The 18,084-nt window shown below is 72.1% G+C and carries 13 protein-coding genes; 7 read left to right on the top strand and 6 right to left on the bottom strand.

The window, feature by feature from the left end; all coding sequences use genetic code 11:
* Both FRAQA3DRAFT_RS28225 and FRAQA3DRAFT_RS28220 read left to right on the top strand, forming a co-directional pair.
* Positions 1-2,093, top strand: a 2,093-nt coding sequence (locus tag FRAQA3DRAFT_RS28225) for a CHAT domain-containing protein (RefSeq protein WP_009742468.1), incomplete at its 5' end; no start/stop codon positions are given.
* Between the two features lie 41 nt (positions 2,094-2,134).
* Positions 2,135-2,566 carry a hypothetical protein gene (locus tag FRAQA3DRAFT_RS28220; RefSeq protein WP_009742467.1) on the top strand — a complete coding sequence of 144 codons (432 nt, stop codon included), beginning with the start codon at positions 2,135-2,137 and terminating at the stop codon, positions 2,564-2,566.
* Positions 2,567-2,751: 185 nt separating this feature from the next.
* Here FRAQA3DRAFT_RS28220 and FRAQA3DRAFT_RS28215 read toward each other — a convergent pair whose 3' ends face one another.
* Positions 2,752-3,855 carry an amidohydrolase family protein gene (locus FRAQA3DRAFT_RS28215; protein WP_009742466.1) on the bottom strand — a complete coding sequence of 368 codons (1,104 nt, stop codon included), beginning with the start codon at positions 3,853-3,855 and terminating at the stop codon, positions 2,752-2,754.
* A gap of 159 nt (positions 3,856-4,014) precedes the next feature.
* A complete protein-coding gene (locus FRAQA3DRAFT_RS28210; protein ID WP_009742465.1) occupies positions 4,015-4,386 on the bottom strand; it encodes a hypothetical protein in 372 nt (123 codons plus the stop codon).
* Positions 4,387-4,865: 479 nt separating this feature from the next.
* On the opposite strand from FRAQA3DRAFT_RS28210, the gene FRAQA3DRAFT_RS28205 reads away from it, so the two are divergent.
* Complete coding sequence (locus FRAQA3DRAFT_RS28205) at positions 4,866-6,056, top strand: hypothetical protein (protein ID WP_009742464.1); 1,191 nt, start codon at positions 4,866-4,868, stop codon at positions 6,054-6,056.
* Positions 6,057-6,105: 49 nt separating this feature from the next.
* Here the strand turns inward: FRAQA3DRAFT_RS28205 and FRAQA3DRAFT_RS28200 are convergent, their stop codons facing one another.
* The 3 genes from FRAQA3DRAFT_RS28200 to FRAQA3DRAFT_RS28190 all read right to left on the bottom strand — a co-directional run bounded on the left by FRAQA3DRAFT_RS28200 (position 6,106) and on the right by FRAQA3DRAFT_RS28190 (position 10,551).
* Entirely contained in the window at positions 6,106-7,440 is a 1,335-nt protein-coding gene (locus FRAQA3DRAFT_RS28200) for an alkaline phosphatase PhoX (protein WP_009742463.1), read from the bottom strand.
* A 253-nt stretch (positions 7,441-7,693) separates the two neighbouring features.
* The gene (locus FRAQA3DRAFT_RS28195) at positions 7,694-7,996 is read right to left on the bottom strand and encodes a hypothetical protein (RefSeq protein ID WP_035921646.1); all 303 of its coding nucleotides are present in this window, start codon (positions 7,994-7,996) and stop codon (positions 7,694-7,696) included.
* Between the two features lie 1,484 nt (positions 7,997-9,480).
* Positions 9,481-10,551, bottom strand: a complete 1,071-nt coding sequence (locus FRAQA3DRAFT_RS28190) for a LysR family transcriptional regulator (protein ID WP_009742461.1) — start codon at positions 10,549-10,551, stop codon at positions 9,481-9,483.
* Positions 10,552-10,757: 206 nt separating this feature from the next.
* Between FRAQA3DRAFT_RS28190 and FRAQA3DRAFT_RS28185 the strand changes: the two genes are divergently transcribed.
* The 4 genes from FRAQA3DRAFT_RS28185 (at position 10,758) to FRAQA3DRAFT_RS28170 (ending at position 15,714) form a co-directional block, all read left to right on the top strand.
* Positions 10,758-11,384 (top strand): succinate dehydrogenase cytochrome b subunit, encoded by a 627-nt coding sequence (locus FRAQA3DRAFT_RS28185; protein WP_035923660.1) that lies wholly within the window; start codon positions 10,758-10,760, stop codon positions 11,382-11,384.
* A gap of 16 nt (positions 11,385-11,400) precedes the next feature.
* Entirely contained in the window at positions 11,401-13,338 is a 1,938-nt protein-coding gene (locus FRAQA3DRAFT_RS28180) for a fumarate reductase/succinate dehydrogenase flavoprotein subunit (RefSeq protein WP_009742459.1), read from the top strand.
* 99 nt (positions 13,339-13,437) lie between these two features.
* On the top strand, positions 13,438-14,184 hold the full coding sequence (locus FRAQA3DRAFT_RS28175) for a succinate dehydrogenase/fumarate reductase iron-sulfur subunit (protein WP_009742458.1): 747 nt from the start codon (positions 13,438-13,440) through the stop codon (positions 14,182-14,184).
* Between the two features lie 240 nt (positions 14,185-14,424).
* Complete coding sequence (locus tag FRAQA3DRAFT_RS28170) at positions 14,425-15,714, top strand: FAD-binding oxidoreductase (protein ID WP_035921644.1); 1,290 nt, start codon at positions 14,425-14,427, stop codon at positions 15,712-15,714.
* Positions 15,715-16,113: 399 nt separating this feature from the next.
* On the opposite strand, the gene FRAQA3DRAFT_RS28165 is transcribed toward FRAQA3DRAFT_RS28170, so the two are convergent.
* On the bottom strand, positions 16,114-18,084 hold a 1,971-nt coding region (locus tag FRAQA3DRAFT_RS28165), incomplete at its 5' end, for a DUF4012 domain-containing protein (protein ID WP_009742456.1).

Below are 18,084 nucleotides of genomic sequence, written 5' to 3'. Positions count from 1 at the left end.
GGCAGGCCGTCGCGGCCACCACACCCGACCATCCCGAGCGGGCCGGACGGCTGTCCAACCTCGGCGCCGCCCTGCAAGCCAGGTTCGACGCGACCGGAGCGCCGACGGATCTCACCGCGGCGGTCGACGTCGGCCGGCAGGCGGTCGCGGCCACCGCACCCGGCCATCCCAACCGGGCCGGACGGCTGTCCAACCTCGGCGCCGCCCTGCACATCCGGTTCACCCAGACGGGATCACCAGATGATCTCGACGCCGCCGTCGAGGTCGGGCGGCAGGCGGTCGCGGCCACCGCGCCCGACCACGCCGACCGCACCATGTATCTGTCCAACCTCGCTATCGCCCTGCGTGCCCGGTTCGAACGGACAGGTTCGCCGGCCGATCTCACCGCCGCCATCGACGCCGGACGGACGGGCGCCGAGGCGCCGGCAGCCGCGCCACGGCTGCGGGCGATCGCGGCCCGGGGGTGGGGGGCTGCCGCCGGGGCGGGAGAACGCTGGGCGGAGGCGGCGAAGGGGTTCGAGGCGGCAGTCGCGCTGGTGGGGCTGGTGACGCCGCGCAGTCTCGCCCGCCCCGATCAGGAGCATCTTCTCGGCGAGCTGAACGGGTTGGCCGCGGACGCGGCCGCGGCCTGCGTTCGGGCAGGTCGGGTGGAACGGGCGGTGGAGCTGTTCGAGCAGGGTCGGGGGGTGCTGCTGGGGCAGGCGTTGGACATCCGCACCGACGTCACCGAGCTCGCGGACGCCCACCCGGACCTGGCCCACCGTTTCCTGCGACTGTGCGAGGACCTCGACCGCGCGGGCGGCTCCGCCGGTTCGCCCCCGGTCGTCGGGGGGCTGTCGGCGCCGGCCGCGGCCCCGGCGGATGGGCGGCCGCGGGCGATCGTGGCCGAGGAGTTCGACGCGGTGATGGTGCAGATCCGGGAGCGACCCGGATTCGCCGGTTTCCTGCGCCCGCCGCCGGTGGAGCAGCTTCGGAAAGCCGCGGGCCAGGGACCCCTGGTAATGGTCGCGGTTTCCCGGTTCGGATCATGTGCGCTGTTGCTGACGACCGAGGGCGTCGACGATGTCCCGCTTCCCCTGCTGACACCGAACGCGGTGTACGAGCAGGTGGTGGAGTTCCTCGACGCCTTCGGCGACACCGCCCGGGCCGGCGGCACCGGCGAGAAGCGGCTGGACGGCATCCTGGGCTGGCTGTGGGATGCGCTGGCGGGGCCGGTCCTGGACCGCCTGGGGATCATCGGCCCACCCGCGAGGGACCGGGGATGGCCACGGGTGTGGTGGTGTGTGTCCGGGCTGCTGTCGTTCCTACCGGTGCACGCTGCCGGGCATCACGACACCCGGCGCGGCGCCCGCCCGGACACGGTGGTCGACCGGGTCGTCTCCTCCTTCACTCCGAGCATCCGTGCGCTGCTGCACGCCCGTCGCACCGCCGTGGCCGGGCCGGAGGACGGTCGGCCGGAGGACGGTCGGCCGAAGGACGGTCGGCCGAAGGACGGTCGGCCGAAGGACGGTCGGGCCGGGCGGGTGCTGGCGGTGGGGATGCCTCGCACTCCCGCCATGCACGAGCTGCCCGGCGCCCAGGCCGAGACGGAGGCGTTGGCACGGCGTTTCGAAGACCGGGCCGTGGTGCTGACCGCGCCCCGGGCGACCCGGGACGCGGTCATGACCGCGCTGCGGGCCAGCGAGTGGGCGCACTTCGCCTGTCACGGCATCGCCGAGATCGCCGACCCGTCGGCCAGTCGGCTCGTGTTGTATGACCGGCCGCTGAGCGTGGCGGATCTGACCCCGCTACGGTTGGAGCGGGCGGAGCTGGCGTTCCTGTCCGCCTGCGAGACGGCCCGCCCCGGCGGCCGGCTCGCCGACGAGGCGATCCATCTCGCGTCGGCGTTCCAGCTCGCCGGGTTCCGACACGTCATCGCCACCCTGTGGCTGATCAGCGACAGCGTCGCCGTCGACCTCGCCGACCAGATCTACGCAACCCTGGCCGCCGGTGGCGACCCGGCCAGCGCGGTACATCAGGCCACCCGAGACCTGCGCGACTACCTGCCCCGACGGCCCGCGCTGTGGGCCTCCCACATCCATGCCGGCGCCTGACCCACCGGTCCCGGCCGGCGCCCCGATCGGGAGTTTCGTCCATGAGCAGTGACGACCGCGGCACGATCGAGGCGGCGCGAGCGATCCGTCCCTACCTGACCGACTGGTTCAGCCCGCAGGACGCCGCCGCCTTGGACCAGCACCTTGCCGACGTCCTCAACCCGCCCGGCGGGTTGAGCGATCCCGCCGACCTCGCCGGAATGGCCAGCCGGCTGCGTGGGCTCTTGGAGACCCATCGCCTCACCCGCCGCTTCCTCGGTGACGTCCTCGCTGACGCTCCGTACTACCGGCCTCCCGAGCACCAGCCTCGCTATCTGCGCGGCCGGAACGCCGCCGGGCCGGCCGGCGACCCCAGCCCGGTTCTCGCCGACCGCTACACCTGCCCGCACGGCGACTACACCTGGTACCGCCCCGATGTCAGCACTCCGGTCGTCCGGTGCCCCACGCACCAGGTGTCGCTCGGCCGGGGCTGACGTTGGCCCAGGCTGCGGAATCGTGCCGAGGGGTAGTTGCGCTTTTCGGCTGCAAAACCGTGTTTAGCCCTCGGCACGATCTGGCCGCACTCTGACCGGAAATTAGGCTGACCGGAAACCGGGCTGGCGGCAGTGGTCGCGGCCGGGCAGAGGGCCTCTGGGCCGCGTGGGCTGGGCGGGCGGGTTCAGGGGGCGACGGGGCGGCCGCGCAGGACGATGAGGTCGGGTGCGGCGAGCACCGCGACGTCGGCGCGCGGGTCGGCGGGGTAGACGACCAGGTCGGCGGGGGCGCCCTCGGTGAGCGCCGGATGGCCGAGCCAGGCCCGCGCCGACCAGGTGGCGGCGGACAGGGCGGCCTCGGCCGGCAGGCCGGCGCGGCGCAGCTCGGCGACCTCGGCGGCGACCAGGCCGTGCGGCAGGCTGCCCCCGGCGTCGGTGCCGACGTAGATGGGGATTCCGGCGTCGTAGGCGGCCCGCACCGTGTCGTACCGGCGGGCGTGCAGGGCAAGCATGTGCCGGGCGTAGGCGGGGAACTTCTCCTCGGCGCCACGCGCGATGCCCTCGAAGGTGGCGATGTTCACCAGCGTCGGGACGATCGCGACCCCCCGCTCGGCGAACAGCGGGATCGTGTCCTCGGTGAGCCCGGTGGCGTGCTCGATGCAGTCGATGCCCGCCTCGACGAGGTCGGCGAGCGAATCCTCGGCGAAGCAGTGGGCGGTCACCCGGGCGCCGGCCGCGTGGGCCGCGTCGATCGCCGCCTTCGCGGCGTCCGCGGGCCAGCAGGCAGCGAGGTCCCCGACGCCGCGGTCGATCCAGTCCCCGACGAGCTTGACCCAGCCGTCGCCGCGGCCGGCCTGGGTGACGACCTCGGCGACGAGGTCGTCCGGCTCGACCTCGGCCGCGTAGTTGCGGATGTAGCGCCGGGGGCGGGCGATGTGCCGGCCGGCGCGCACCAGCCGGGGCAGGTCCTCGCGGTCGTCGACCCACCGGGTGTCCGCCGGGGAGCCGGCGTCGCGCAGCAGCAGCGCGCCGGCCGCACGGTCGGTGGTGATCTGCTCCTGCGCGGTGGGCCGGTCCACGGCGCCGCCCGCGTCGAGGCCGACGTGGCAGTGCGCGTCGACCAGGCCGGGCAGTGCCCAACCGGACACCGTGCGCACGTCCCGGGCCGCGGTGCCGGCGGGCGCGGTGAAGCTGACCCGACCGTCGACGATCCACAGCTCGTCGCGGACCTCCTCCGGCCCGACCAGCACCGCGCCCTGGATCCGCAGGGTCGGATGACCCGTCACCATCGGGCCGCCCCCGTTCGGCCAGCTTCCGTCCCGGGGACGGCCATCCTGGTTCCGACCGCTGTCGTCATGTTTGCCTCCGCTGCTGGCGTCGGGCCCAGTCTGCCCGTTTCCCGACGCCGGCAGCGCGCCCCGCCGCACCCCGGGGCCGCGGTGGCGGCGTCAGACGTCGAGCTGGGCCTCGATGGCGCGCAGGCGGTGGCGGGCCAGCGCGAGGTTCGCCCGCCCCTTGTCCAGCACCAGGTAGAGGAACAGACCGCGGCCGGAATGGCTCTGCAGCAGGCGGATCAGGTGGTACTGACGACCGAGCGTGATCAGGATGTCCTCGATGGTGTCCTGGAGGCCGAGGCTCTCCATGGTCCGCAGCTTCGCCCGGATGACCTCGGTGTTCCCGGCCGCGGCCACCTCCAGGTCGAGGGTGTGCGCGTTACCGGCCGTGCCGAGGGTCATGCCGCTGGTGAAATCGACGAGAGCCGCCCCGAGCGCGCCCCCGATCTCCAGCGACTCCTTCAGCGCAATATCGACACTGTTCATATCGCCTCCCGCGTTGTCGAGGTGGAGGGCAGCACCGACGCCGCCTCCCGTGGGCATCGACGTCAGCTCACGCGAACCGCGCGTCGACAATCGTCCCCGCATCACAGTCCCTCGCAGACTTGAAACCGCCCGATCTACGACTGCTCGTCCAACTTTAATCGGCCGCGACCGGAACGCACGAGGCTGAACAAAAAAGGTACGTCCACGGACAGGGAGACCACATTCACCAGCCGGTACCGGCACGCGAATATCATTCGAACTGAACCCGCAATTATTTCTGCGTAAACACTACAAAATGATTATGAAGATAGCGCGCCGATGACGGGGATACCGGTCGGACGGGGATACCGGTCAGGATGGCGCGCGCCGCGCGGGAGCCGCCGGCGGCACGGTCGTCGCCGCCGATCCACCTGGGCAGCAGCGCACATCCCCCTGCTCGGGCGCCATGATCCGGTGTTGCGCGGGGTAGGAGCGGCGGCATGGCCGATCACCGAGCGACATGGCACCGGGGCAGCCGTCGGCGGCCCGACGCGCGGCGGTACCGGGCTTGGGGGGCCGGCGATCGGCCCGGGGCACGAGGCGCGCTGTCGGCGGCGATGCTCGGCCTGTTCCTGCTCGCCTCGGTCCTCTGGGCGGGATGCGGCTCGCAGCCCGGGGACGGGGCGGAGCAGACCGCGGCGGCACAGCGCGCCCCGGCCGGGGCTGCCAGCCCGACCGGTCCAACGGCCGGCGCTGCCAGCCCGACCGGCCCAACGGCCGGCGCTGCCAGCCCGACCGGCCCGACGGTCCAGGGCGGCCCCGCCGGTCGGCCGGGATCGACGCCCCGGCCCGGTGCCGCCGGCCACGGCGACGAGCCCGGGCGGCCCGCGGCCGAGGGCGCCGACGCGCCGCAGCTCCCGATGGGCGGTCGCACGCTGCTGCCGCGGTTGCGGATCGTGGCGCACTACGGCTCGGTGGGCGGCGGCGCGCTCGGCGTGCTCGGTGAGGGGACACCGGAGCAGGCGGCGCAGCGCGTGCTCGCGGCCGCGGCGCCCTTCGCCGCGGGCGACCGTCCGGTGCAGCCGGCGATGGAGCTCATCACGACCGTCGCGTCGGCATCACCCGGCGCGGATGGGCTATACAGCTCCGCGCTGCTCCCGGCCGCGGTCGAGCCGTACCTCGCCGCCGCCCGAGCCCACCGGATGCTGCTCATCCTCGATCTGCAGCCCGGGCGCGGGCGTTTCCTGGACCAGGCGCGCCGGTACGAACGTTTCCTGCGGGAACCGGACGTCGGGCTCGCCCTCGACCCGGAATGGAAGATGGGGCCGAACCAGGTCCCCGGCCGCCAGATCGGCAGCAGCGACGCGGCCGGGCTGAACGAGGTCTCCGCCTGGCTCGCCGGCATCACCCGCGCGCACAATCTGCCGCAGAAACTGTTCGTGATACATCAGTTCACCGAATCGATGCTGCCCGACCGGACGGCCATCGTGGCCCGGCCCGAACTCGCCACCGTCTTCCATATCGACGGGTTCGGCGTCCGTCAGGACAAGCTCGACAAATACGCGCTGCTGTCCGCCCGGGCGCCGTTCTTCACCGGGTTCAAGCTCTTCCTCGACGAGGACACGAACATGTTCAGTCCGGCGGAGACGCTGACCCTCACGCCGCCGCCGGACCTCATCACCTATCAGTGAGCGGCTGCACCTATCGGTGGGCGGCTGCACCTATCGTTGAGCGGGCTGCTCAGCCGCGCCACCACGGGCCGGTGATGGCCACGGTGAGGCCGTCGACCTGCACGTTGGCGTACAGCCAGCGGCCGTCCTGGGAGAAGGTGGCGCCGGCCCACTCGCTGTCGCTGCCGGCGTTGCGGGCGAGCGGGTAGGGCGTGCCGTCCGCCGAGGGGGCGACGAGGTACTGCTCGCCGTCGCCGTCCTCGCACAGCACGATCCCGCCGAACGGCGAGACGGTGATGTTGTCGGGCCCGTCGAACCGGCCGCCCGGCTCCAGGCGCAGGACGAGTTCGAGGGTGGAACGCTTCGGGTCGAACCGCCAGACCTGCCCGGCGTGGTCGGCGGCGGCGCCGGCGGACTTCTCCGCGTAGCTGGAGACGATGTACGCCGTGCCCTCGGACCAGAAGATGCCCTCGGCCTTCGGCACCCGGGTGATCTTCGCGTCCTCGAACTGCGAACGGACCGACACCGCGGTCGCGTCCGGGTCGGGCACGTCCACCCAGGTGACGCGCAGCTTGGTGTGCAGGTCGTGCACGGCGGACAGGTCACGCACGTCCGGCACCGACAGGGCCTGCAGCTTCCCACCGGCCCGCAGGCTGCCGGGACCGCCGAGCGGGCGGCGAGGCAGGAGCCGGTAGAGCAGGCCGTACGGCTTGGAGGCGTCCTCGGTGAGGTAGACGATGCCGGAACGCGGGTCGATCGCCACCGCCTCGTGCGGGAAGCGGCCCAGCGCCGTCAGCGGCACCGGGGCGGTGTCGCGCAGTCGGCCGAAGGGGTCGACCTCGAAGACGTAGCCGTGCTTCTTGGTCAGCACCGCCTCGGTGGCCGGGGTGGCCTCGGTCTCCTCGCAGGACAGCCAGGTCCGCCACGGCGTGCCGCCACCCGCGCAGTTGCGGTAGGTGCCGGCGAGGCTCGGCACGTGGCCGAGCAGCTTGTCGCCCGCGACCGTGAGGGTCGTCGTCCCGCCGGCGCAGGCCGGGTCGTAGACGAGGCCGTCGCGGTGCGGCACCGCCGGGATGTCGGTCCCCGGCGACAGCTCATGGTTGCGGACCAGCACGCTGCGTCCCGGGCCGGCAGGGAAGGCGTACATGCCGTCGTGCGACCCCGGCACCGCGCCCCCGCCGTCCAGGGTGTCCTTGCCCGCGCGGGAGAACACCGTGTAGCGGAAGCCGGCCGGCAGGTCGATGATCTTGTTCGGGTCCGCGACGAGCTCCCCGTAACCGCGGAAGGCCTTCGGCGTCGCAGCGGTCGCGGTCCCCGCGAAGACGGCGTCCACCGCCCCGGCCAGCGCGAAGCCGAGGCCGGCGGTCCCCGCGCCCGCCATCAACTGTCGACGGTTCACAGCCATGCCTGTCCTCCTCCGACGCCGGTCCCTTCGGCGCCGTTGGGAACGCTGTCAGCCGAAGATGGCCGGAGATCGACACAAACGGAAACATCAGTGCACGTACAACCGACCGGTACGCTCGCCGACCGTCACCGCGGCGGCTGGTCAACCCAGTCCCGCGACCAGCGGGGCCCCTGGTCCAGGCGGCGAAGGTCCGGCCCGGCCCGGCCGGTCCCGGCCCGGCGGGTCGGTGCCGCCGGGCCGGGACGGGGGTCCGTTAGACGCCGACGGTGTCGTAGTCGGCGATGCGCAGGGACATCGTCTCGGCGAGGCGGGCCATGGTGCCGTCGATGAGCTTGAGGTCGCGGATGGCGAGCTGCCCGTCGTGGACGGTGCCGGCCAGCTCCTCACTGCGGCGTTCGGCCCGGTCGAGCAGTGCCGACGACCGGGTGTAGGTCGTGTCGCGCGGACCGTTCAGCGCGGCGGCGATGACGTCCAGCGACTCGGGCAGGGTCGCGCTCGCCCCCTTGATCTCCCGTCCGCAACCCCGAGGTGCGGCTATTCGTAGCTTAGCAAGCATTCGGCTAGCGGAATGCCCTCTCCGCCGGTGGGAGATGTGACAGCGGGCGAGGAAACAGGGCGATCTCTCCGTAGTTCTTTCAGGTCGGTTATTACCGCGGCTTACGGTGCGCCCCCCGAGCACCACGGAACGGGTGACCGTCCACGCCCCGCCCACCACACCGGAGCGAAACCAGCACATCCCGTCCGATCCCGCGATTCCGCTCTCACCCACCTACCCTGCGTGCCCGATTACCCGTCGCGACGGAAGGAATGTCGTTGCCAGCCGGGCGGCTCGCCACCCGAGGGCAGCCAACGGCGGCCGAACATCGCATAGAGTGACACCACGCTTGCCGTCATGGACGGATGGCTGCCGGCGGCCGACGCCACCAGAATAGCGCTTGGTAAGCATCAAGCCGGAGGTACGTCATCCGTACGCAGACTCCCTGAAAACCCTGTCGCGCCGAATTTCCGGAACCACTGCCGCCGCCGGTGCCGGTAATCGGCGAAAAGCCAGCGGACGTCGATTTCCGGTCGGCAGGTTTCCCGGATCATTGACGTTCCGCGGCTACCGATCTTCAATTCACCGGGTCGGGTGGATTGGTGGTCGCTGGGATCTGGGATCTGGCATCTGGTCGTGCCGGCTGTGCGGGGTGGGGTGGGTGTGCGGTCCCGGGGGTGGCTGTCGCCGCGTCGGCGAGGAGTGGGCGGTGTCTGGTGGCGCGGTGTCTGGTGGCGCGGTGTCTGGTGGCGCGGTGTCTGGTGGCGCGGTGTCTGGGGTGGTGGACTACGACGACGCGGTGGTGACGGGGCGGTGGTGACGGGGCGGTGGTGACGGGGCGGTGGTGGGAGGGCGATGACCGTGTTGCGGTGACGGCGTGGGTCGGGCCTGAGCAGGGGTCGACGCGGGCCGGGGCTCGGCCCGGACGCGAGGCCCGGTTCCGCGGAACGCCACGATCACCGAGGCCCGGTTCCGCGGAACACCATGATCGCCGGGCCTGGGGGCGGGTTGGGGTGGGGGTCGGGAAAGTGTCGGTGGTGGGTGGGAGCATGCCGTGTTCGATGATCCACGACAGCCCCGGCCCGGTGATCATGACGGTTGACTTTGCGGCAACTCCGACGGCTGTGTTCGCGGCAGTCCCGGTACACCTGCGCAGAGACGGGCGCGTTCGCCGCCGCGCACGAACGCCGGCTGGCCATGATCCGCCTGCCGGCCCACGCCTCCGATCCCAACCCCGCCCAGAGCATGGGGTCGCTACCCGAACGCGGTGATCCCGCCAACCGTCTGGTCACCGACGTCGGCCCTCTCACCGGCCTGGTCCGACGGGGCCCGGGTCGCCTCCACCATCCATCGTCACCTGCTCGACGGCTACCTCACCACCACCGGCCCGACCCTGCAACCAGCATGATCCGTATCGACATCACGAAAAAAGTTCGTTAGCAACATGGCGACCTGATCCGACTACTGGCAGGCGCAGCGCGTATGGGTACTTGCCGCCATTCCTGTTAACTCACTCCGTCGTTCCCGGCCACGGCCGAGGGATCCACGGCCGAGGGGCCCACGGCCGAGGGGCCCACGGCCGAGGGATCCAAGGCCGACGGCTCCCGCCCCACGGCCGCGATCCCGGCGGCGGCGGGGGCGGGGCGCTCGCCGAGCAGGCGGGTGCCGTCGGGGAGGTTGCCGGTGGCGGCGGCGTGGCGCAGGTACTCCCACAGGGTGCGTTGGAGCTCGACGGCGGCGCGGGTCGGCTCGACGTCGCGGCGCCGCGCCAGCCCGATCGTGCGTTGCAGTCCGGGGGCCACGAAGGGGGTCACCCGCATGCCGAGGCGGCGGGCGACCATGCTCGGGATCACGGCGCTGCCGAGCCCCGCGGCGACGAAGCCGAGCACCGCGTCCATCTCCCCGCCCTCGATCGCGAAGGTCGGCTCGAAGCCGACCTCCCGGCAGGCCGTCACGGTGGCCACACGCAGGTCGTACCCGCGCCGGAACATCACCAGTGGATGGTTGCGCAGATCGGCGACGGTCAGCGAGCGGCCGGTGACGACCGGCGGCTCGTCGAGGGAGGAGACCAGCACCAGGCTCTCCCGGATGAGCGGCGAGGTGGCCAGGGCGGGGTCGGAGCTCTGCAGTGGCAGGATGATCAGAGCGAGGTCGAGCTCGCCGCCCGCCAGGTCGCGGACCAGGTCACGCGACCCGCCCTCCTCGACCAGCAGGCGGATGCCCGGATAGCGCTGGTGGAACAGGCGCAGTACGTCGGGCAGGAAGCCGGTGCACAGGCTCGGCGTGGCGCCGAGGCGAACCGTGCCGTGGCGTAGGTCGAGCAGCTCGGTGACCCGCTGACGGGCCGTCTCCGTGTCCGCGAGGATGCGCCGCGCCAGCGGCAGCAGCGTCTCCCCCGCCGCGGTCAGGCTGATGTTGCCCCGGGCGCGGTTGAACAGTGGTGTGCCGAGCTCCTGTTCGAGCGACCGGACCTGTTGGGACAGTGAGGGTTGCGCCACATGCATCCGCTGCGCGGCCCGGGTGAAATGCCGGGTCTCCGCGACGGCGACGAAATAGGCGAGCTGGTGGAGCTGCACGCCCGCCAGCGTAGACCTCGATAGATGGCGACTATGGAGTCCAGGTTTATCATGTCTTGGACCACTCGACACCCCGGTTCTAGGGTGCGGGCGTGGCTGTAACAACCCCGACGCGACCGTCGCCCGCTGGACGCCCCCCGCGACCCGCGCGATCCTCCTTCGCCCCGTTGAACTTCTGGCGTTCGACGATCGGCAAGAAGACCGTGATGGCGGTCACCGGTCTGCTGATGCTGCTGTTCCTGATCGTCCATATGCTCGGGAACCTGAAGATCTTCTTCGGCCCAACCGACTTCGACCACTATGCCCACTGGCTGCGCACGATCGGGGATCCGGTCCTGCACGAAAGCTGGTATCTGTGGATCCAGCGGTTCGTCCTGGTAGTGGTCGTGGTGCTACACGCCGTATCGGCCTACCAGCTCAGCCGACGTGATCTGAAGGCCCGGCCGACGAAATACTCCCACCACCAACGGGCCAAGGCCGGCTACGCCACGCACATCATGCGTTACGGCGGCATCACTCTGGCGCTGTTCATCATTTACCACATCCTCGACTTCACCACGCTCACGCTGAACCGCCACGGAGTCGACGGCGACGCCTACGACAACGTCGTGTCGAGCTTCAGCGTGTGGTGGGTCACGGTCATCTACATCGCCGCCATGATCTTCCTGGGCCTCCACATCCAGCACGGATTCTGGAGCGCGGCCCAGACCCTCGGGTACAACCGGCCGAGCCGCGACCGCACCTTCAAGGTCGCGGCGACGAGTCTCGCCGTGCTTCTGACGGTGGGATTCCTGATCGTTCCGGTGTCGGTCCTCGCCGGCCTCGTGGACTAGAACGAAAGAGGCTGACATGTCGTTCTACAAACTCGGCGACGACATCGCCGACACCACCGCGCCGGACGTGCCGATCGAGCAGCGCTGGGACAAGCGCCGCTTCGACGCCAAGCTGGTCAACCCGGCGAACCGGCGCCGACACAGCGTGATCGTCGTCGGGACGGGCCTCGCCGGCGGGGCCGCCGGGGCGACCCTCGCCGAGCAGGGCTACCACGTCATCCAGTTCTGCTACCAGGACTCGCCGCGCCGGGCGCACTCCATCGCCGCGCAGGGTGGCATCAACGCCGCGAAGAACTACCGCAATGACGGCGACTCGGTCTACCGGCTGTTCTACGACACGGTGAAGGGCGGCGACTTCCGGGCCCGGGAGTCCAACGTCTACCGGCTCGCGCAGACGTCGACCCAGATCATCGACCAGTGCGTGGCGCAGGGCGTGCCGTTCGCCCGCGAGTACGGCGGCCTGCTCGACACCCGGTCGTTCGGTGGGGTGCAGGTCGCGCGCACCTTCTACGCCCGCGGCCAGACGGGCCAGCAGCTGCTGATCGGCGCCTACCAGGCGCTGTCGCGGCAGATCGACGCCGGCAACGTGGAGATGCACGCGCGCACCGAGATGCTCGACCTGATCGTCATCGACGGTCGGGCCCGCGGCATCGTCGCCCGTGACCTGATCACCGGCGAGATCTCGACGTACATCGCCGACGCGGTCGTGCTGGCCACCGGCGGGTACGGCAACGTGTTCTACCTGTCGACGAACGCGAAGAACTCCAACGCGAGCGCGATCTGGCGGGCGCACCGGCGCGGGGCGTACTTCGCCAACCCGTGCTACACGCAGATCCACCCGACCTGCATCCCACGTTCCGGCGACCACCAGTCGAAGCTCACCCTGATGAGCGAGTCGCTGCGCAACGACGGCCGGATCTGGGTGCCCAAGAACCCGGGCGACACCCGTTCGCCGGACCAGATCCCCGAGGACGAGCGCGACTACTACCTCGAACGGATCTACCCCGGCTTCGGCAACCTGGTTCCCCGCGACATCGCCTCACGGGCGGCGAAGAACCAGTGCGACCTGGGCCGCGGCGTCGGCCCCGGTGGCCTGGGCGTCTTCCTCGACTTCGCCGACGCGATCAAGCGGATGGGCGAGGCCGCCGTCCGCGAGAAGTACGGCAACCTGTTCGAGATGTACGACCGGATCACCGGCGAGGACCCGTACAAGGTCCCGATGCGGATCTACCCCGCCATCCACTACACGATGGGTGGCCTGTGGGTGGACTACGACCTGCAGAGCACCATCCCGGGCTGCTTCGTCATCGGCGAGGCGAACTTCTCCGACCACGGCGCCAACCGGCTCGGCGCGAGCGCGCTGATGCAGGGCCTGGCCGACGGCTACTTCGTGCTGCCGCCGATGCTCGGCAACTACATCGCCTCGAACAAGTTCGACAAGGTCGACGCCAGCCACCCGGAGGTGGCCGCGACGGTCGCCGAGGCGACGGGCCGGCTGGACCGGCTGCTGTCGATCGACGGCGTGCGCACGGTCGACTCGTTCCACCGCGAGCTCGGCGAGATCCTCTGGGACGAGTGCGGGATGGCGCGCAGCGAGGACGGCCTGCGCAAGGCGCTGGGCCGCCTGCCCGAGCTGCGCGAGGAGTTCTGGCGATCGGTGAAGGTGCCGGGCACCGGCGCCAGCCTGAACCAGAGCCTGGAGCGGGCCAACCGGGTGTCGGACTTCCTCGAGCTCGGCGAGCTGCTGTGCGTCGACGCGCTGCACCGCGAGGAGTCCTGCGGTGGTCACTTCCGGGTCGAGAGCCAGACCCCGGACGGGGAGGCCCGCCGCGACGACGACCGGTTCGCCTACGCCGCCGCCTGGGAGTTCGGCGGCACCGGCGGTACCCCGATCCTGCACCGCGAGCCGCTGGAGTTCGACTACGTCCACCTCGCCCAGCGCAACTACGCGTGAGGCGGGGTCGGACACCATGAACCACGGAACACGAACGATCAACGCGCAACCCATGACCCGCGCGCTCCCGGAGAACCACGACAGTGCAAGGAGCCGACCGTGAAGCTCACCCTGCGGATCTGGCGCCAGGCCGGCCCGGCCGAACCCGGCCGCATGGTGGCCTACGAGGTGCCCGACGCCAACCCGGACATGTCCTTCCTCGAGCTGCTCGACGTGCTCAACGAGCGGCTCACCCTGGAGGGCGAGGACCCGGTCACCTTCGACCACGACTGTCGCGAGGGCATCTGCGGCTCCTGCGGCGTGGTCATCAACGGCCAGGCGCACGGGCCGCGTGCCCTGACCACCACCTGCCAGCTGCACGTGCGCTCGTTCGCCGACGGCGACGTGATCGACATCGAGCCCTGGCGCTCGGTCGCGTTCGGCGTGCTCAAGGACCTGATGGTGGACCGGTCGGGCCTCGACCGGATCATCCAGGCCGGCGGGTACATCAGCGCCCCGACGGGCAGCGCCCCCGAGGCGCACTCCACGCCGGTGCCGAAGCCGATCGCGGACACGGCGTTCGACAACGCCACCTGCATCGGCTGCGGGGCCTGCGTCGCCGCCTGCCCCAACGGCTCGGCGATGCTGTTCACCTCGGCGAAGGTGACGCACCTCAACAGCCTGCCGCAGGGTGCGCCGGAGCGGGCGAGCCGCGTGCTCAACCTGGTCGAGGCGATGGACGCCGAGGGCTTCGGCGGCTGCACCAACACCGGCGAGTGCACCAACGCCTGCCCGAAGGGCATCCCGCTGGACAGCATCGCGACCCTCAACCGCGAGTACCTCCGCGCCTCCCTCGGCCGCAAGTAGCCCGCACCACGCCGCCCCGCCCGACTTCCTGGTCCTTCCACAGGGGTAAATCAGCCAGAAAACCCTGTGGAAGGACCAAGGAGAAACCGGCACGCGCCCCGTCGACAGCACCCCCGTCGGCGGGGCGCCGCCACGTGGCCGCCACCTGGCGACGCCTGGCGACGCCTGGCGATCGTGGTAATCGTGGCATAACTCGCGAACGGGACGGAACCGCAGCACTCCCGCACCCGCCGGCGGACCATGGTGAGGGTGGGCAGACAGACGCGGGACGTTCCCGATCAGGTGGCGGTGATCGGCGGCGGGATGGTCGGGCTGTGCGTGGCCTGGTTCCTGCAGGAGCGCGGCGTGCGGGTGACGGTCTTCGACCGCGACCGGCTCACCAGCGGCCCGACCTGGGCCGGCGCCGGCTCGTCGTGGGGCAACGCGGGCTGGCTCACCCCCGGTCTTGCCACCCCGCTGCCGGAGCCGGCGGTGTTGCGCTACGGGCTGCGGGTGCTGCTGCGGCCCGACTCGCCGGTATACGTGCCGCCGGTCGCCGACGCCGGGCTCGCCCGCTTCGTCGCCGGGTTCGTCCGGCACAGCACGACCGGTCGCTGGCGGCGCGCCATGCGGGCGCTCGCGCCGCTGACCCGGGCGGCTCTCGGCGCGTTCGACGAGCTCGCGGCGGGCGGCGTGAGCGCGCCGACCCGGGCCGCCGCGCCCTTCCTCGCCGGCTACCGCGACCGCGCCGACCTCGACGCGCTGCTCGTCGAGCTCGCCGAGGTGCGCGCCGCCGGCCAGCCGGTCGACGCCGAGGTGCTCGACCCGCTCGCCGCCCGCGACCTCGAACCGCTGCTGTCCGAGCAGGTCCGCTACGTCGCCTCCGTACACGGGCAGCGCTTCTGCGACCCGGGGCGCTTCGTCGCGGCCCTCGCCGACAGCGTGCGGGCCCGGGGCGGCGTGGTACACGAGACGGCGGCCGTCGCGAGCGTACGGGAGACCGGAGACCGGGTCGAGGTGCTCGGTCCGCTCCCGGCGACGGGCGCGTTCGACGCCGCGGTACTCGCCACCGGCGCCTGGCTACCGCGACTGGCCCGGCCCTTCGGGGTCCGCCTGCCCGTGCAGGCCGGCCGCGGCTACAGCTTCCACGTCACGACCGAGCGGCCGCCGAGCGGGCCGATCTACTTCCCGGCCTCCCGGGTGGCCTGCACGCCCATCGGCGACGGCCTGCGGGTCGCCGGGATGATGGAGTTCCGCCATCCGGACGCGCCGCCGGATCCGCGGCGCACCCGCGCTGTGATCGAGGCGACCCGCGGCCTGCTGCGCGGGGTCGACCTCGACACCCGCACCCACGAGTGGGTCGGGCCGCGCCCCTGCACGCCGGACGGGCTACCGCTGATCGGCCCGACCGCGTCGCCGCGGGTGTTCGTCGCGGGCGGCCACGGCATGTGGGGCATCACCCTGGGCCCGGTCACCGGCCGCCTGCTCGCCGACGCCGTCGTCTCCGGGACGCCCGCGGCCGACCTGGCCCCCTTCGACCCGCTGCGCTGACTTCCGACCCGCTGCGCTGACTTCCGACCCGCTGCGCTGACTTCGACCCGCTGCGCTGACCTGCGGCCCCATCGCGCGGGTGGGTGCGGCCGGGGGGGCAGTCTCGCCCGCCCCGGCCGCACCGCCTCCGTTACCGGGCTCGATCATGCCTCGATACGGGTGGTGGCGTGGGCGAGCCGGCGGCGCCGGGCCGCCGGGGCCGAAGTGAGCGTGTCGAACGCTGCGACTGGAGAGCCGGCCGGGCGGCGAGCGCCATGCCGCCGCCCGCCATCAGCACGATTCCGAGGGATCGGAACTTCATGCAGGCACTCTCCCCGCGGATCGTCAGGTCAAGCAGTTGGATGATTTTCTACACGGAGAGTATCGATGATTACCCTCCGTGTCCACAACCCTACGTAGTCAATTATTGACTCTGCGCGACCACGGAGAGGTGACCGGCACCCCCTGGACGTCGAGGCGCTCGGGAACCGGCAACGGCTGGGGACGGATCGCGAGCGCGGGGCCCGCCTGCGGCTCCAGCACCTTGAGCTCCAGGGTTCTGGTCTGGCCGCGATCGACGGTCAGGTAGGTGGAGACGACGGGCAGGCCGCCCTCGGAACCGCTGGTCAGCCCGACCGGCTGACCGTCAAGACGCGCCCCGGCGAACAGGCTGTCCCGACCCGTGTACACCGACAGCCACAGGTTGTTCTGGGCCTGCGGGTTGCCACCGGAACCTCGGACGTCCTCGCGCCTGCGGACGTCCTCGCGCTTGCGGACATACTCCGACAGGCCGTCGGGAGCCACGTTGGTGAGTTGGATGGCGATCGTCACCGCACCGGCTCCGTTCGGCAGCCGCTGCACGCGGTAGCTGGTCCGGCGGCGAAGCCAGTAGTCGAGCTTGCTCGCCGTGGCGTTCTGCGTGACGACGGCGAGAAACGGACCGGGTCCCGCCGGCAGCGCGCCTCCCAGCGCGGTCGTCGAAAGAACGTCCTGCTCATCAGCGTGGTTGCTTGACACATTGAGCCGACCCTCACGCGCGGCCCTGGACATGGCGGTGAGCAGCTTCGCCGTGTCCCCGCTGCCCGATTCCACCGCCGCGTAGACGGCCTGACCCACCTCGGCGAAGAAACGGTCCCGGGCAGCCGTCGTCGGGATGCGGGCGTACACCTTGGACTCGACGAGGTCGACCAGGTTGGCCGCGCTGACGACCTGGCCGTCGGGCAGCACCGCGGGCCGGCTGGCCGCCAGCAGATAGGACAGCGTGGTCGGGTCGACGCTGATGGTGCCGTCCACCTCGACGCCGGTCCCGGCCCGGTAGAGATGGGAGTAGAACTTGCCGGCCGTGGGGTAGTCGGGCGTCAGGTTGGCGTTGGCCCACACCCGGTCCGGCCAGAACGAGCCGTAGCGCGCCGCCAACGGGCCCGGCAGGGCGATGGGCGGGGTCTGCTGGGTGGCGCCGCCGGGCAGCGCGCCGTTGCCGGAGATGCCGTCGAGGGACAGCTGGCCCCGATCCGCGGTCAGCAGGCCGTAGCCGCCGATGATCCCGCCGTTCGCCCGGGACTCGGCGGGGTTCTGGACGACCAGCAGGTAGCGCCGCCGCTCGGAGGCGCCGAGCATGTCCGGCCCGATCCGGGCGGCGAGGGCGACGCTGTCCAACGCCCCGGACAGGGTCCGGCCGCGGTCGATCATCTCGGCGCGGGCGTCGGTGACGCCGCTGACCCGGCCCGGCCAGCCGCAGGTCTCGGCGCCCTCGGCGGCCGCCTGCAACGCCGACAGCGCCGCCGCGGCCCGCTCAGCCGGGACGCGGGCCGCCGCCAACGCGGAGACGTTGATCGTCATCTGGTGGCGCAGCCGGTCCGGGTTGAGATCGCCGCCGAGGTCCGCGACGGCCGGCAGCCCGGCAGCGGCCATCGTGTCGACCGCCCGCACGAGCGCCGCCGCCGAGCGCAGCGGGCAGCCGGCCCACGGCAGCCGCCCGAACGCCGACCACACCGGGTCGCCCGTGAGCGACCGGGCAGCCCGGGCCCGCTCGGCGATCCCCGCCACCTGCGCCCGCAGCTCCCCCTCGGCCGGGACGTTTCCGGCCAGCACCTGCCGCTGCAACGTCGCGATGCGCGCGCGGGCCTCATCGAGCTGCGAGTGGGCCATCAGGCCACGGACGGCCACCCAGCTGGCGAGGCCCGCGATCACGGCGAACGCGATCGCGAGCCCGCCGACCAGCCAGCGGGCCCATCCGCCGCGTCGCCGGGACGACCCGTCCGCGGCCGCGGGCTGCCCGCCGCCCGCGCCGGCCGCTGCCAGCTCCCCAGCCGCACCGATCGCACCAGCCGCACCGATCGCACCAGCCGCACCAGCCGCGCTCCCGGGCTGAAGGACAGCCGAACCCCGGTC

This window comes from Frankia sp. QA3 (assembly GCF_000262465.1).
Taxonomy (GTDB): domain Bacteria; phylum Actinomycetota; class Actinomycetes; order Frankiales; family Frankiaceae; genus Frankia.
This window is presented reverse-complemented; position numbering and strand designations above follow the sequence as displayed.